The organism is Allobosea spartocytisi, from assembly GCF_014764685.1.
Classification (GTDB): Bacteria; Pseudomonadota; Alphaproteobacteria; order Rhizobiales; family Beijerinckiaceae; genus Allobosea; species Allobosea spartocytisi.
The window spans coordinates 203,252-217,701 of sequence record NZ_JACXWY010000003.1; the positions used below are offsets into that span (position 1 = coordinate 203,252).

Here is a 14,450-nt window from a genome sequence, read left to right on the forward strand (position 1 = left end):
CGCGACTCGCATGAGGTGGGAGGCTGGACGAAGACCCGTTCGGTCTCGTTAGGGCTGCTTCCTTCCGGACCTGACCCGGTTGGCGAGTGAGACGTCCCTCGCCAACCTCCCGGGCGCTATATCGGGGATGTCCGTGCGAAGCGCAAGCCTGCCGGCGAGAGATCCGCGCCCTCAGGATCGCTTCGCCGCCTCGGGCGGGCGGTTTTCCTCCTGCGCCGCGAAGACGTTATGCGCATAGGCGTCAAGGATCGCTTCCGAGCGTTGAAGGCGCTCGGCCGCCTCCCCGGCACGGGGGGCGCCGTAGAAATCGAGCTTGCGGATCTTCTCGATCCAGTTGCGGAATTTCATCAGCTCCTGCTCGTTCTCCTCGAGCTCGGCGAAGGTGAAATGCGCGTTGCGCGTCTCGTCGTCGATCTCGGCCTCGAAGGCGAGGCATTTCTCGATGAACTCCTTGTACTCGTCGTCACGGTCGGCGTTGAAGCGCGCGACGACCTTCTCCTGCTGCTTCTGGTCGAGGCCGACCGTCGCCAGCAGCAGCGCCTCGCCCTCGGCCTCGGCGATCTCGTTCTCGAGCATCTTGAGCCGCCGCAGATGGTCGTCCGTCTTCGGCAGCAGGCAGACGCCGCCCTGCAGATAGACCGCGCCCATCCCCTTGAGCTTGCGCCAGATCGAGACGCGCTTGCGCGCCGGCTCGGCCGGGACCTTGTAGGTCAACAGCAACCATTCGAGCGACGCCATGGAACTCCTTGAATGTTACCGCTGTTACAAATACAATAGCATCAAAGTCGTTTGATGCCGCTGCCATCGTGACAGCAAAAGCTGCCGCTGTCGCCTGCAAGCTCGATCGTTCACGCGAGGTTTCCCGTGACCTGGACCATGGCTGCCCCGGCTCTCTCCGCCGCCTTCCTCGCCTCGCTGGTCGAGGTCGTCGAGGCCTTCACCATCGTGCTGGCCGTCGGCACCGTGCGCGGCTGGCGGCCGGCGCTGATCGGCACGGGCTGCGCGCTGGTTGCGCTAGCCCTGCTGGTGCTGCTGCTCGGCCCGGCCCTGACGCTGATCCCGCTGCAGGCCCTGCAGCTCGTCATCGGCGTGCTGCTGATGATGTTCGGCCTGCGCTGGCTCAGAAAGGCCATCCTGCGGGCCGCCGGCTTCATCGCGCTCCATGACGAGGACGCGGCTTTCGCCAAGGAAACCGGGGCCTTGCAAGCCGGCGACAGCGGAACGGCGAGCCGCCGCAACTGGCTGGCCGGGCTCACCGCCTTCAAGGCGGTGATGCTCGAAGGCATCGAGGTCGTCTTCATCGTCTTGGCCGTCGGCGCCGGCCGGGGTCTGCTCTGGCCCGCCAGCCTCGGAGCCCTGGCGGCCTGCGCGCTCGTGCTCGCGCTCGGCCTCATCCTGCGCAAGCCGCTCGCCCGCGTTCCCGAGAACACCCTGAAATTCGCGGTCGGCGTGATGATCTCGGCCTTCGGCATCTATTGGACGGGCGAGGGGCTCGGCGTGAGCTGGCCCGGCGCCGATCTGGCGATCCCTGCGCTGGCGGCGCTGCTGCTTGCCAGCGCGCTCACCCTCGTCGCGGCCTTTCGCAAGCGTTCCGTGGAGATGACGGCATGAAAACCATCGCCATGATCCTGCGCGAAATTGCCGCGCTGTTCGTCGATGACGGGCGGCTCGCGCTCGCCATTCTCGCGCTGGTCGCGTTCTGCACCGTGCTGGCGTTCGGCCTGCACGGCCCCGCGTCCGGGATCGCCGCGGTGCTGACGGCGGGCTCGATCCTGATCCTGGCGTTCAGCGTCCGGCAGGGCGCGAGGCGCAAACCGCGTTGAATGATCCGCAAAGCTTCTTCGCAGACAGCCGTTTCACGGATCATTCGGCATTGACTCGGTGTCGCCCATCCGTCATAAGCCCGCGACCTGCGCAGCCTCAGGGCGGCGCCGAACCCTATTGCATGACAGGCTCGATCGGCCACGCTTTCCCCGGAAAGCCGCAGTCGTCGCGCTGACCAAGGCCCCCGGAGACGGACCGTGAAGAGAACCTATCAACCCAGCAAGCTGGTTCGCAAGCGCCGCCACGGCTATCGCGCCCGCATGGCGACCAAGGGTGGCCGCAAGGTCATCGCCGCCCGCCGCGCGCATGGCCGCAAGCGCCTGTCGGCCTGACGACAGCGGCGCGTGACGATCACGCGCCCGTTCCGGAAGACTGGCCAACCGCCATGCGCCTCGCCCGTCTGACGCAACGCAAGGAATTTCTCGCGGCGGCCGAGCACGGCCGCCGTTTTCGTTCGTCCGTCTTCACCGTGCAGGTGCGCGACGCCGCGGCTGAGGATGGACGGGACGGCAAAGCGGCCCGCGGCCTGCGCCTCGGCCTCACCGCCTCGCGCAAGACCGGCAATGCCGTGAAGCGCAACCGGATCCGCCGCCGCCTGCGCGCAGCTGCGGCAAAAGCGCTCGCCGCGCAGACCGACCGCCCCTGCGATGTCGTGATTATCGCCCGCGCCGAGGTGCTCGGCGCCGATTTCGGGCATCTGGTCGCCGATCTTTCTATTGCCATCGACAGGGCAAGGCCGCAAAAGCCGCAGGCCGACCGGCGCCGTGCAGGCACTGCGCGCGGCACGCCGCCTTCGTCTTCCGTTTCTTCCGCCTGAACCAGCCGGACCCGAGCGAGACCCGTTTCCGATCATGATGAAAGAAGACAACCGCAATCTGCTTCTCGCGATCGTCCTGTCCGTGGTCATTCTGCTTGGCTGGCAGTTCTTCTATGCCAAGCCGCAGATGGACAGGCAGCAGGAGATCGCCCGGCAGAACCAGCAGACGCAGAGCCAGTCCGCTCCGGCCGGCGCCGCCAATCCCGCCGCGACCGCAGCGCCCCCCGGCTCGGCCGCTCCTGGCACCGTGCCCGGCGCCGCCGGGACGCAGATCGCCGGCACGCGCGAGCAGGCGCTCGCCGCGAGCCCGCGCATCAAGATCGACACGCCGAAGATCGCCGGTTCGATTTCGCTCGCGGGCGGGCGCATCGACGACGTCTCGCTCAAGGCCTATCACGAGACGGTCGACCCCAAGAGCCCGATCATCGTCCTGCTCTCGCCGGCCGGCGGGCCGGAAGCCTATTATTCGGATTTCGGCTGGGTCGCGGCGCCCGGCAGCACTGTCACCGTTCCGAATGCCAAGACCGTCTGGACGGCCGACAACCAGACGCTGACCCCGGCCAAGCCGGTGACGCTCTCCTGGGACAACGGCCAGGGCCTGACCTTCAAGCGCATCCTCAGCGTCGACGACAACGCCATTTTCACGATCCGCGACGAGGTCGAGAACAAGGGCTCGGCGGCAGCCACCCTCTTCCCCTACGGACAGGTCGTCCGGCAGGGCAAGCCGCACACGCTCGGCTATTACGTGCTGCATGAGGGCCTCGTCGGCTATCTCGGCGAGCAGAACGGCCTGCAGGAATGGACCTACGACAAGCTCGACAAGGAGCCGGCGCTGGCGCCCGGCACCGTCGGCCGGACCTGGAAGGATGCTGTCGGCGGCTGGGTCGGCATCACCGACAAGTACTGGGCCGCGACCGTCATCCCGGACCAGCAGCGCAAATATGAAGGCCGCTTCTCCTCGGTCCAGACCGGCACGGAACGGACCTATCAGGCCGATTTCCTCGGCGAAGGCGTCACTGTCGCCCCCGGCGCCTCGACCGCCTCGCAGTCCCGGCTCTTCGCCGGCGCCAAGGAGGTCGCGGCGATCAACGGCTATGAGGAAAGCCAGCAGATCAAGCGCTTCGACCTGCTGATCGACTGGGGCTGGTTCTATTTCTTCACCAAGCCGCTCTTCGTCGTGCTCGACTGGATCTACAAGCATGTCGGCAATTTCGGCGTGGCGATCCTGATCGTCACGGTGCTGCTCAAGACGCTGTTCTTCCCGCTCGCCAACAAGTCCTACGCCTCGATGGCGAAGATGAAGGCGATGCAGCCGGAGATGACGGCGATCCGCGAACGCTACGCGGACGACAAGATGAAGCAGCAGCAGGCTCTGATGGAGCTCTACAAGACGCAGAAGATCAACCCGGTCGCCGGCTGCTGGCCGGTGCTGCTGCAGATCCCGGTGTTCTTCGCGCTCTACAAGATCCTGTTCATCACCATCGAGATGCGGCACGCGCCGTTCTTCGGCTGGATCCACGACCTCGCGGCGCCGGACCCGACCAACCTGTTCAACCTGTTCGGCGCCCTGCCGTTCACGCCGCCCGCCATGCTGCATCTCGGCCTGTGGCCGATCATCATGGGCATCACGATGTTCATCCAGATGAAGATGAACCCGGAGCCGCCGGACCCGGTGCAGAAGATGATGTTCACCTGGATGCCGGTGTTCTTCACCTTCCTGCTCGGCTCGTTCCCGGCCGGCCTGGTGATCTACTGGAGCTGGAACAACCTGCTCTCGGTGACCCAGCAGGGCTTCATCATGCGCAAGAACGGGGTGAAGATCGAGTTATTCGACAACCTCAAGGGCATGTTCGGCAAGAAGCCGGCGACCACACCCGCCGTGCCCGCACCGCCAAAGCCTGCCAACGGCAACAAGAAGTGAGACAGCGAAGGGCGGGTTTCCCGCCCTTCGCCTTTTTCGGCGAGCCCGCGCGATGCCTTTGCCCGATCCGACCACGCGCCATCCCATTCCCGGCTGGAAGGGCACGGCCTTCCTGAAAGCGATCGTCGACCATCCGCTGATCGCGGTCGGCGACTACAGCTATTATGACGACTCGCGCGGGCCGGAGCACTTCGTCGCGCGCTGCGTGCGCTACCATTTCGACTTCATCGGCGACCGGCTGATCATCGGGAAATTCGTGGCGATCGCCCAGGCCGCGCAATTCATCATGAACGGCGCCAACCATCCGCTCGGCGGCTTCTCGACCTTCCCCTTCCAGATGTTCGGCCTCGGCGATCCCGCGGCGCTGAAGCGTCCCGGCCCCAACAGTCGCGGCGACATGGTGATCGGCAACGATGTCTGGATCGGGCGCGAGGCGGTGCTCATGCCGGGCGTGACGATCGGCGACGGCGCGATCATCGGCACGCGGGCGCAGGTGACGAAGGACGTGCCCGATTATGCGGTCGTCGCCGGCAATCCAGCAGCAATCGTCAAGATGCGCTTTCCGCCCGAGATCGTCGCGGAACTGCTGACGATCCGCTGGTGGGACTGGGATGCGGCGAAGATCGGCCGCAACGTCGACGCGATCCAGGGCGCGGACATCGACGCGCTGCGCGCGGCCGTGTAGGCAGGGGCCATGACATCCAGCACGACCAAGCCGTTCGCCGAGGACGAGATCGAATCCGCCCGCAAGCTCTTCGAGGGCCCGTGGGACTTCGTCTGGGCCTCGACCAAGATCGACGACCTGCCGCCGATGGTGGGGCAGGAGATCGCCTTCGCCGGCCGCTCCAATGTCGGCAAATCGAGCCTGATCAACGCGCTGACGCGGCGCAACGCGCTGGCGCGCACCTCGCATACGCCGGGCCGGACGCAGCAGCTCAACTTCTTCCGCCAGGTCGATCATGACGAGCGGCTGACCATCGTCGACATGCCCGGCTATGGCTATGCCGCCGTCGGCAAGGAGAAGGTCGCGGCCTGGACCCGGCTGATCCACGATTATCTGCGCGGACGCTCGAACCTAATGCGCGTCTATGTGCTGATCGACGCCCGCCACGGCATCAAGGATGTCGACGGCGCCGTGCTTGAGACGCTCGACAAGGCCGCCGTGTCCTATCAGGTCGTGCTGACCAAGGGCGATGCGCTGAAGCCCGCCGAGCAGCAGTTCATGGCGGAAGCGACCTATGACGAGATCAAGCGCCGCCCCGCCGCCTATCCCGAGGTGCTGCTGACCTCGAGCGAAAAGGGGCTCGGCATTCCCGAATTGCGCGCCACCATCGCGCGCGTGCTGTCCGAACGGTCATAGGCCGGGTCGAGCTCCGCAGAAGAAGCCGTCGGAGGGTCGATGTTCACATCCGTTTCGGACAGCGCCGCAGCCGCCGATGGCGGCTCGCTCGCCCTTTTCGTCGAACGGCTGGACGGGGCGGTGGAGACCTTCGTCATCAATCGCTCGATCGCGAGCCGCGGCTCGGCAAGCTACAACAAAGTCTCCTCCAGCTTGCGGACGCTCTCGCCGGAGGATTATCCGGCCATTGCCGATGCGCTCGAGCCCCTGCTGCCGGAAACGCCGGGCATCCACCCGCTGGCGGAATTCATCAGGACCTTGCGCGTGCAGAGCTGACGGACGGGTCGCAGCGCTTCACCATGTCGCGCGGCATCGGAGCCAAAGCCGATGGATCGCTGCCGGCCGATGCGCCATGACAGCAACCGAGCGAACCGACGACAGCGAGTCCCGATGACCGCCACGCGCATTCACCTCTTCCTCGCCGCCCTGATGGGGGTCGCCGGCGTGGCGCTGCTCGCCGCCGCCGCGCACATCACCGGCACGGCCAATGTCCAGACCGCCGGGCAGATCCTGCTGTTCCACGCTCCCATCGTGTTCGGAGCGACGGTTGCCCGCAAGGGCGGCTATCTCCATGACGCGCTCGCCCGGATCGCGCTGTCGGCCTTGATCCTGGGCGCCACTCTCTTCGCGGCCGATCTGGCGCGCCGCGGCTTCGCCAACGAGGCGCTGTTCCCGCGCGCCGCGCCGATCGGCGGCTGGTTCATGCTGGGCGGCTGGCTCGGGCTTGCCGTCGCGACCGTGATGGCGAAGCGCGACTGAACGACGTCAAGCATCCTTCCGCCGCCGGGAAACTTCGGGTAGAAGCGCGCCGCACCTTCCTCGCGGCCGTGCGGAGCCTGCCCGAATGACCGACCACCCCCTTCTGACGCCGTCGCAATCCGCCGAGCTGCTCGTGCAGGCGCTGCCGCATATGCAGCGCTACGACCAGGAGGTCATCGTCATCAAATATGGCGGCAACGCCATGGGCGACGCGGCCACCGCCGAGGATTTCGCCGAGGACATCGTGCTGCTCGAGCAGTCCGGCCTGAAGCCGGTCGTCTGCCATGGCGGCGGGCCGCAGATCGCGGCGATGCTGAAGAAGCTCGGCATCCAGTCCGAGTTCCGGCAGGGCCTGCGCGTCACCGACGAGGCCACGGTCGAGGTCGTCGAGATGGTCCTCGCCGGCTCGGTCAACAAGGAGATCGTCGGCTACATCACCCGCGAAGGCGGGCGCGCCATCGGACTCTGCGGCAAGGACGGCAACATGGTCACCGCCCGCAAGGTGACCCGCACCATCGTCGATCCCGATTCCAAGATCGAGGAGGTGCTCGACCTCGGCTTCGTCGGCGAGCCCGAGAAGGTCAACACGACCGTGCTCGACGCGGTGCTGAAGGCCGAGCTGATCCCGGTTCTGGCGCCAGTCTGCGCCGCCGCCGACGGGCAAACCTACAACGTCAACGCCGACACCTTCGCCGGCGCCATTGCGGGGGCGCTCAACGCCAAGCGCCTGCTGCTGCTCACCGACGTGCCGGGCGTCCTCAACAAGGACAAGCAGCTCATCCCGGAGCTGACGGTCGAGGAATGCCGCCACCTGATCGCGGACGGCACGATCTCGGGCGGCATGATCCCGAAAATCGAGACCTGCATCTACGCGCTGGAGAAGGGCGTCGAGGCCGTGGTCATCCTCGACGGCAAGGTGCCGCATGCGGCACTGATCGAGCTCTTCACCGATACCGGCGCCGGCACGATCATCCGGCGGTGACGTCACGACTCCAGCCCGTCATTCCGGGCGGAGCGCAGCGGAGACCCGGAATCCATCGTAGAGCACCGAGCCTTATGATGGATTCCGGATCAGCGCCGCTACCGCGACTTGTCCGGAATGATGGGGTGGAGGGTGTCGAGCGCGCTCGCGATTAAGCCTTGGCCAAGGACTTGCAGCGCAGACTCCGGCTCGCCACATCTCGGAGTCCGATGAAAACACTTCCTGACATCCCGGTCGCGACCCCGCCCCTGACGGCGGAAGGCTTCGCGCATGTCGATCACTGGGTCTTCGACCTCGACAACACGCTCTATTCGCACGAGGCCAAGGTCTGGCCGCAGGTCGACGAGCGCATCACCCTGTTCCTGGCGGAGCTGTTCGGCCTCGACGGCCTTTCGTCACGGGCCCTGCAGAAATACTACTACCAGCGCTACGGCACGACGCTGAAGGGGCTGATGGAGGAGCATGGCGTCGACCCCGACGACTTCCTCGACTTCGCCCACCAGATCGACCTGTCGCTGCTCGACCCCAACCCGGAACTGGGCGAGGCCATCGCCGCTCTGCCCGGCCGCAAGCTGATCCTGACCAATGGCTCGCGCGGCCATGCCGAGAACGTCGCCGGCAAGCTCGGCATCCTCCACCATTTCGAGGATATCTTCGACATCGTGCAGGCCGGCTTCCTGCCCAAGCCCGAACGCGCGACCTATGAGAATTTCCTGGCCAAGCACTCGGTCGATCCCGGGCGGGCGGCGATGTTCGAGGACATCGAGAAGAATCTCGTCGTCCCGAGCGCGCTCGGCATGAAGACCGTGCTGATCGTGCCGCGGACGCCCGACCCCTTCCGCGAGGCCTGGGAGCAGGTCGCGGTCGAAGCCGGCCATGTCCACCATGTCACGACGGATCTCGCCGGCTTCCTCAAGCCGCTCGGACGGCCTGCCGAACGCAGGAGCTGAACCCGGCGGAAGGATTGCCGCGCCGCGCGTTTCCCGAAAAGGAATTTCTGTTCTTCTTTACGAACAGAATGGAAGCTGCTACTGGCTCTGTCCGTTATAAAGAACGGATTGAGGCTGATCATGTCGACATCGGACAACGCCGCAGCGAAGCTGCATCCCGAGACGCGTCTGGTCCATGCCGGCACCATGCGCTCGCAGTTCGGCGAGACCTCCGAGGCGCTGTTCCTGACGCAGGGCCATGTCTATGACAGCGCCGAGCAATGCGAGGCGCGCTTCCTGAACAAGGATCCGGGCTTCCAATATGCCCGCTTCTCCAATCCCACCGTCGCGATGCTGGAAGGCCGCATGGCGGCCTTCGAGGGCGCCGAGGCCTGCCGCGCCACCGCGACCGGCATGGCCGCGGTCACCGCCGCCGTGATGGCGCAGGTCCGCGCCGGCGACCATGTCGTGGCGGCGCGCGCGCTCTTCGGCTCCTGTCGCTACGTCGTCGAGGACCATCTGCCGCGCTACGGCGTCGCGTCGACGCTGGTCGACGGCACCGATCTCGCGGCCTGGCGCAAGGCGATCCGGCCGAACACCAAAGTCCTCTTCCTTGAAAGTCCGTCGAACCCGACGCTGGAGATCATCGACATCGCCGCCGTCGCCGAGATCGCGAAGGCAGCGGGCGCAACGCTCGTCGTCGACAACGTCTTCGCGACGCCGCTCTTCCAGCGCCCGCTCGAGCTCGGGGCGGATCTCGTCGTCTATTCCGCCACCAAGCATATCGACGGGCAGGGGCGCTGCCTCGGCGGCCTGATCGTCGGCTCGAAGGCGCTGATCGAGGGCGATATCCAGACCTTCCTGCGCCAGACCGGCCCGGCGATCTCGCCTTTCAACGCCTGGGTGATGCTGAAGGCGCTGGAGACGCTGCCGCTGCGCGTTGCCAAGCAGGCGGAGAATGCGACCAAGGTCGCGGATTGGCTCGCCGCTCACGCGAAGCCCTCAAAGGTCATCTTCTGCGGCCATGACAGCCATCCGCAGGCCGCGATCATCGCACGCCAGATGAGCGGCCCCTCGACGCTGATCGCCTTTGAGGTGCCCGGCGGCAAGGACGCCGCCTATCGCCTGCTCAACGCCTGCAAGCTGATCCGCATCTCGAACAATCTGGGTGACGCCAAGAGCCTGATCGTCCATCCCGCGACGACGACGCACCAGCGCTTCAGCCCGGAAGTCCGGGCCGATATGGGCGTCACCGACGGCATGATCCGCCTCTCGATCGGGCTGGAGCATGCCGACGATCTGATCGCCGATCTGGAGCGGGCGCTGGCGAAGGTGTAAGACGCCAGCCGTCATTCTCGGGCGAAGCGCAGCGCAGACCCGAGAATCTCTGGAAGGACGCAGCGCAGGAGCCTCATCCGTCACGAGATGCTCGGGTCAGGCCCGAGCATGACGCGTGTGACAGCCGGGGCACCGCGCCTGTGGCCATCCCCGCTTGCCCCTGCTAAAGCGAAGCCGTTTTCCAGCCTGCCCTGAGAGGCCAGCATGCGTTCGGGCGAAGTGAAGCGTCGCACCAACGAGACCGATATCGCGGTCTCGCTCACGATCGACGGTACCGGCAAGGCCGAGATCGCCACCGGCGTCGGCTTCTTCGACCATATGCTCGACCTGTTCGCCCGCCATTCGCTGATCGACCTCACGGTCAAGGTGAAGGGCGACACCCATATCGACGACCACCACTCTGTCGAGGATGCCGGTATCGCGCTCGGCGAGGCTCTCAGGCAGGCGCTCGGCGACAAGAAGGGCATCCGCCGCTATGCCGACGTCCACCTGCCGATGGACGAGACGCTGACCCGCGTCGCGCTCGATGTCTCCGGCCGGCCGTTCCTGGTGTTCCGCACCGAGTTCAAGGCGCAGAAGATCGGAACCTTCGACACCGAGCTGGTGCGCGAATTCTTCCAGGCCTTCGCGATGAATGCCGGCATCACGCTGCATGTCGAGACGCTCTATGGCGACAATGCCCACCATATCGCCGAGAGCTGCTTCAAGGGGCTGGCGCGGGCGCTGAGGCAGGCGCTCGAGGTCGATCCGCGCGAAGGCGGCCGCGTGCCCTCGACCAAGGGCGCGCTCTGAGGAGGCGAGGATGGCATTCTACACGGTGATGACGCCGCCCTCGGCCGAAGGCGGCGAGAGCGAAGCGGTCGAGCGGGCACGCCTCGTTCCCGACAGCTTCTCCTGGGGCGCGTTCCTGCTTCACGGACTCTGGCTGCTCGGCCAACGGCTCTGGCTGGCGACATTGCTGCTCGTGTTGGCCTGGGCTGCGATCTTCTTTCTCCAGACGCGCTTCGGCTTCCACCCGACCGCGCTCGGGCTGATCTACTGGACGATCGCGTTCTTCCTCGGCGTCGAGGGGCGCAACCTCGTCATCCGCAAGCTCACCCGCAAGGGCTGGCGCCTGGCGGATGTCGTCGAGGCGCGCTCACTGGCCGAGGCCGAGCGCCGCTATTTCGAACGCGCGCTCGCCGATGAGCCCGTCGCGCCGCGGATCGCAACCGTAACGCCCGCCACGGCAGTACGACCGAGCGGCGCTCTGCCGATCATCGGCCTCTTCCCGGAGGCGCAGGGACGATGAGCCAGTCCGTCGCGATCATCGATTACGGCTCGGGCAACCTGCACTCGGCCGCCAAGGCGTTCGAGCGGGCGGCCAACGAGGCCGGCATCCCTTCGACCATCCACGTCACCAGCAACACCGATGTCGTGCGTGCGGCCGACCGCATCGTGCTGCCGGGCGTCGGAGCCTTCGCCGATTGCCGGCGCGGGCTCGACGCCGTTCCCGGCATGGTCGAGACGCTGGAAGAGGTGGTGCGGGGCAAGGGCCGACCCTTCCTCGGCATTTGCGTCGGCATGCAGCTCCTCGCCTCGCGCGGACTCGAATACACGATAACCGAGGGGCTCGGCTGGATTCCGGGCGATGTCGCCCTGATCAAGCCGCGCGACGAGAGCCTCAAGATCCCGCATATGGGCTGGAACACGCTGCACCGGCAGAACGAGCACCCGCTGCTCGCCGGCATCGAGACCGGCCCGCAGGGACTACATGCCTATTTCGTCCATTCCTATGCGCTGACGCCGGAACGGGCGCAGGACGTGGTCGCACTGACCGACCATGGCGGCCCGGTGACCGCAATGGTTGCGCATGGCAACGTCGCGGGCACGCAGTTCCACCCCGAGAAGAGCCAGGCGCTCGGCCTCAAGCTCATCGCCAATTTCCTGAGCTGGAAGCCGTGATCCTCTTTCCCGCGATCGATCTCAAGGAAGGCCGCTGCGTCCGCCTGAAGCAGGGCGACATGGCGCAGGCCACGATCTTCAACGACGACCCGGCCGCGCAGGCTGCGACCTTCGAGGCCCAGGGCTTCCAGTGGCTGCATGTCGTCGATCTCGACGGCGCCTTCGCCGGCAAGCCGATGAACGCGGCGGCGGTCGAAGCCATCCTGAAGCGCGTCGCCTTTCCCGTGCAGCTCGGCGGCGGCATCCGTGACATGAAGACGGTCGCCGGCTGGCTCGACAAGGGCATCGCCCGAGTCATCATCGGCACGGCGGCGGTGCGCGATCCCGGTTTCGTGCGCGAGGCGGCAAAGGCGTTTCCGGGCAAGGTCGCGGTCGGCATCGACGCGCGCGACGGCTTCGTGGCCGTGGAAGGCTGGGCCGAGACCTCGACATTGGCGGCGGCCGATCTCGGCAAGCGCTTCGAGGATGCCGGCGTGGCCGCGATCGTCTACACCGACATCGCCCGCGACGGCATGCTCCAGGGCATCAACTGGGACGGCACGATCGCGCTGGCGAAGGCGGTTTCGATCCCGGTGATCGCCTCGGGGGGTCTCGCCTCCATGGCCGATATCGAGCGCCTTTGCGCTGATGACGCCGCGATCCTCGAAGGCGCGATCACGGGCCGGGCCCTCTATGACGGTCGCATCGATCCGACGGCAGCACTCGACCGGCTGGCCCGGGCCGCCTGAGCCTCAGATCAGCTTCACCTTGCCGGTGGCGAGGTCGTAGACGCCGCCGACGACCGTCAGCTTCTTCTCAGCGACGCGCTGGGCAAGGATCGGAGCTGCCGTCTTCAGCCGCTCGACATTGAGCCGGACATTCGCCTCCGTCGCCGCTTCCAGCATATCGGCAGCGCCAGCTTTCTGCGCCTCGATGACGGCAGGCCGGATCGCATTGACCAAGGCAGGCAGGTGGCCGGGCAATTGCGTCCCGTTCTTCACTGCATCGATGGTCGCGGAAATCGCGCCGCAGCGCGTATGCCCGAGCACCAGGATCAAGGGCGACTGCAGGACGGCCGCGCCGAATTCGAGGCTCGCCAGCCCGTCCTCATTGACGAAATTCCCCGCAACCCGGACGACGAAGAGATCGCCGGCGCTCTGGTCGAAGGTCAGCTCGGGAGCAAGGCGCGAATCGGCACAGCCGACGATCGAGGCGAAGGGATGCTGCGAACTGGCGCGGGCCGCGCGTCCAGCCGAGAAATCCCGATGCCGGGGCTTGTTGGCCACGTAGCGGGCATTGCCCGCCATCAGCCGCTTCAACGCCTCTTCCCCGGTCGGCACATCCGCCGGGCTCGCGGTCTGCGCGGAGGCCGTCGAGACGCCGCCGGCCATCCCGCCCGCGAGCGCAAGCGCGGCACCCAGACCGAGGAGGGAGCGACGCGACGGGCGCGGCAACAGATGACGAGCGACGCAATTCTCGCACATGGCAGCGTTTCCCCCCGGAAAGCCGGCGGAGCCTTCCGCCTTGCGCCGCCACCGTATCGGCAAGTGTTGAAGAATGACTATCGGGGCGGACATCGAGCGCGCCCCCGCCCGATCAGCTTCGACCGGGTCGCGCCGTCACCGCACCGCCGGTTCCAGCCCCGGCAGCGCGACGAACATCCTCAGCGCACGAACTGGTCGTAGATCTTGGCGAACTCGCCCGTCGCCTTGGCGAGATGCAGCCACTGGTCGACGAAGGCCTTGAAGGTCGCGTCGCCGCGCGGGAGCATATAGCCCATCTCGCCATATTGCAGCGGCTCGTCCGGGTTGACGGCACAGAGGCCCGGCTTGGCCTTCTCCTGCACCTTCACCTCGATCGACTCGGCGATCATCAGGTCGGCCTTGCCGGCGAGAATCTGGTCGAAGATCGTGACGTTGTCGGGGAAGACCTCGATCTTGGCCTGCTTGAAATTGGCGCGCACGAAACGCTCATTGGTGCCGCCGGGATTGACGATGACGCGCGTCTCCGGCTTGTCGATGGCCGCGACCGTCTGGAACTTGTCCTTGTCGGCGCAGCGCACGATCGGCGCCTTGCCGTTGACGAGATAGGGCGTGGAGAAGAACACTTTCTTCTGCCGGTCGAGCGTCACCGAGATGCCGCCCATCGCGACGTCGCATTTGCCCGAGCCCATGTCGGTCAGCAGATCGGCCCATTTCGTCTGGACGAACTTGGCCTCGACGCCGAGCGCCTTGGCGAGCGATTTCGCCAGCTCGATGTCGATGCCCTCGAAGCTGCCGTCCTTGGCCAGAGTGAAGGGCTTGTAGTCGCCGGTGGTGCAGATTTGCAGGCTGCCTCGGCTCTGCACGGTGTCGAGCAGGCTCGCGGGCGTCTGCGCGTGGACGGCGCCGGCCAGCGTCAGGCCGAAGGACAAGGCCGGCAGCAGCAGGCCGGGGCGGAGAAGGGAGAACAGGCGCATGATCGGATGACCTCGGAACTGTCGAAACCGCAGGCCAAGCAAGGAACGTGCGCGACGGACTGTCAACCGGCGCCGCAATGGTTTAGAGGAGCCGGTTTCC

19 protein-coding genes and 1 other RNA gene are annotated in these 14,450 nt (G+C 66.5%); 16 read left to right on the forward strand and 4 right to left on the reverse strand.

Annotated elements, in window-relative coordinates; translation table 11 throughout:
- Window positions 1–14 precede the first annotated feature (14 nt).
- Window positions 15–111, reverse strand: an RNA gene (ffs, locus tag IED13_RS06330) — signal recognition particle sRNA small type.
- Window positions 112–171: 60 nt separating this feature from the next.
- Window positions 172–738 (reverse strand): Chromate resistance protein ChrB, encoded by a 567-nt coding sequence (locus IED13_RS06335; RefSeq protein ID WP_038364773.1) that lies wholly within the window; start codon window positions 736–738, stop codon window positions 172–174.
- Window positions 739–876: 138 nt separating this feature from the next.
- Here IED13_RS06335 and IED13_RS06340 point away from each other — a divergent pair, with 138 nt between their 5' ends.
- From IED13_RS06340 to hisA, 16 genes are all read left to right on the forward strand, one after another.
- The gene (locus IED13_RS06340; protein ID WP_191123815.1) at window positions 877–1,611 is read left to right on the forward strand and encodes a COG4280 domain-containing protein; all 735 of its coding nucleotides are present in this window, start codon (window positions 877–879) and stop codon (window positions 1,609–1,611) included.
- On the forward strand, window positions 1,608–1,823 hold the full coding sequence (locus IED13_RS06345) for a hypothetical protein (RefSeq protein WP_191123710.1): 216 nt from the start codon (window positions 1,608–1,610) through the stop codon (window positions 1,821–1,823). The genes IED13_RS06340 and IED13_RS06345 overlap by 4 nt, the downstream gene beginning before the upstream one ends.
- Window positions 1,824–2,021: 198 nt before the next feature.
- Window positions 2,022–2,156 carry a 50S ribosomal protein L34 gene (rpmH, locus tag IED13_RS06350; RefSeq protein ID WP_038364779.1) on the forward strand — a complete coding sequence of 45 codons (135 nt, stop codon included), beginning with the start codon at window positions 2,022–2,024 and terminating at the stop codon, window positions 2,154–2,156.
- Window positions 2,157–2,209: 53 nt separating this feature from the next.
- On the forward strand, window positions 2,210–2,641 hold the full coding sequence (rnpA, locus tag IED13_RS06355) for a ribonuclease P protein component (RefSeq protein ID WP_038364781.1): 432 nt from the start codon (window positions 2,210–2,212) through the stop codon (window positions 2,639–2,641).
- A 37-nt stretch (window positions 2,642–2,678) separates the two neighbouring features.
- Window positions 2,679–4,562 carry a membrane protein insertase YidC gene (yidC, locus tag IED13_RS06360; protein ID WP_191123816.1) on the forward strand — a complete coding sequence of 628 codons (1,884 nt, stop codon included), beginning with the start codon at window positions 2,679–2,681 and terminating at the stop codon, window positions 4,560–4,562.
- A 52-nt stretch (window positions 4,563–4,614) separates the two neighbouring features.
- Window positions 4,615–5,247: a CatB-related O-acetyltransferase gene (locus tag IED13_RS06365; protein ID WP_112762507.1), complete on the forward strand. Its 633-nt coding sequence runs from the start codon at window positions 4,615–4,617 to the stop codon at window positions 5,245–5,247.
- 9 nt (window positions 5,248–5,256) lie between these two features.
- Window positions 5,257–5,922: a ribosome biogenesis GTP-binding protein YihA/YsxC gene (gene yihA, locus IED13_RS06370; protein ID WP_191123711.1), complete on the forward strand. Its 666-nt coding sequence runs from the start codon at window positions 5,257–5,259 to the stop codon at window positions 5,920–5,922.
- Window positions 5,923–5,961: 39 nt separating this feature from the next.
- Window positions 5,962–6,237: a hypothetical protein gene (locus tag IED13_RS06375; protein ID WP_191123712.1), complete on the forward strand. Its 276-nt coding sequence runs from the start codon at window positions 5,962–5,964 to the stop codon at window positions 6,235–6,237.
- A gap of 114 nt (window positions 6,238–6,351) precedes the next feature.
- Window positions 6,352–6,720 (forward strand): DUF423 domain-containing protein, encoded by a 369-nt coding sequence (locus IED13_RS06380; protein WP_162720008.1) that lies wholly within the window; start codon window positions 6,352–6,354, stop codon window positions 6,718–6,720.
- Between the two features lie 85 nt (window positions 6,721–6,805).
- Entirely contained in the window at window positions 6,806–7,702 is an 897-nt protein-coding gene (gene argB / locus IED13_RS06385; protein WP_038364795.1) for an acetylglutamate kinase, read from the forward strand.
- Between the two features lie 209 nt (window positions 7,703–7,911).
- Window positions 7,912–8,652: a pyrimidine 5'-nucleotidase gene (locus IED13_RS06390; RefSeq protein ID WP_038364797.1), complete on the forward strand. Its 741-nt coding sequence runs from the start codon at window positions 7,912–7,914 to the stop codon at window positions 8,650–8,652.
- Between the two features lie 120 nt (window positions 8,653–8,772).
- Window positions 8,773–9,969 carry an O-succinylhomoserine sulfhydrylase gene (locus IED13_RS06395; RefSeq protein ID WP_191123713.1) on the forward strand — a complete coding sequence of 399 codons (1,197 nt, stop codon included), beginning with the start codon at window positions 8,773–8,775 and terminating at the stop codon, window positions 9,967–9,969.
- A gap of 204 nt (window positions 9,970–10,173) precedes the next feature.
- The gene (gene hisB, locus IED13_RS06400) at window positions 10,174–10,761 is read left to right on the forward strand and encodes an imidazoleglycerol-phosphate dehydratase HisB (protein WP_112762502.1); all 588 of its coding nucleotides are present in this window, start codon (window positions 10,174–10,176) and stop codon (window positions 10,759–10,761) included.
- A gap of 10 nt (window positions 10,762–10,771) precedes the next feature.
- Entirely contained in the window at window positions 10,772–11,260 is a 489-nt protein-coding gene (locus tag IED13_RS06405; protein WP_191123714.1) for a DUF2628 domain-containing protein, read from the forward strand.
- A complete protein-coding gene (gene hisH / locus IED13_RS06410; RefSeq protein ID WP_038364801.1) occupies window positions 11,257–11,913 on the forward strand; it encodes an imidazole glycerol phosphate synthase subunit HisH in 657 nt (218 codons plus the stop codon). The genes IED13_RS06405 and hisH overlap by 4 nt, the downstream gene beginning before the upstream one ends.
- Window positions 11,901–12,641: a 1-(5-phosphoribosyl)-5-[(5-phosphoribosylamino)methylideneamino]imidazole-4-carboxamide isomerase gene (gene hisA / locus IED13_RS06415; protein ID WP_191123817.1), complete on the forward strand. Its 741-nt coding sequence runs from the start codon at window positions 11,901–11,903 to the stop codon at window positions 12,639–12,641. Before hisH ends, hisA begins: the two co-directional genes overlap by 13 nt.
- Before the next feature lie 3 nt (window positions 12,642–12,644).
- On the opposite strand, the gene IED13_RS06420 is transcribed toward hisA, so the two are convergent.
- Together IED13_RS06420 and IED13_RS06425 are read right to left on the reverse strand one after the other, a co-directional pair.
- Entirely contained in the window at window positions 12,645–13,376 is a 732-nt protein-coding gene (locus IED13_RS06420) for a carbonic anhydrase (RefSeq protein ID WP_191123715.1), read from the reverse strand.
- 179 nt (window positions 13,377–13,555) lie between these two features.
- Window positions 13,556–14,350 (reverse strand): transporter substrate-binding domain-containing protein, encoded by a 795-nt coding sequence (locus IED13_RS06425; protein WP_133560408.1) that lies wholly within the window; start codon window positions 14,348–14,350, stop codon window positions 13,556–13,558.
- Between the last annotated feature and the right edge of the window lie 100 nt (window positions 14,351–14,450).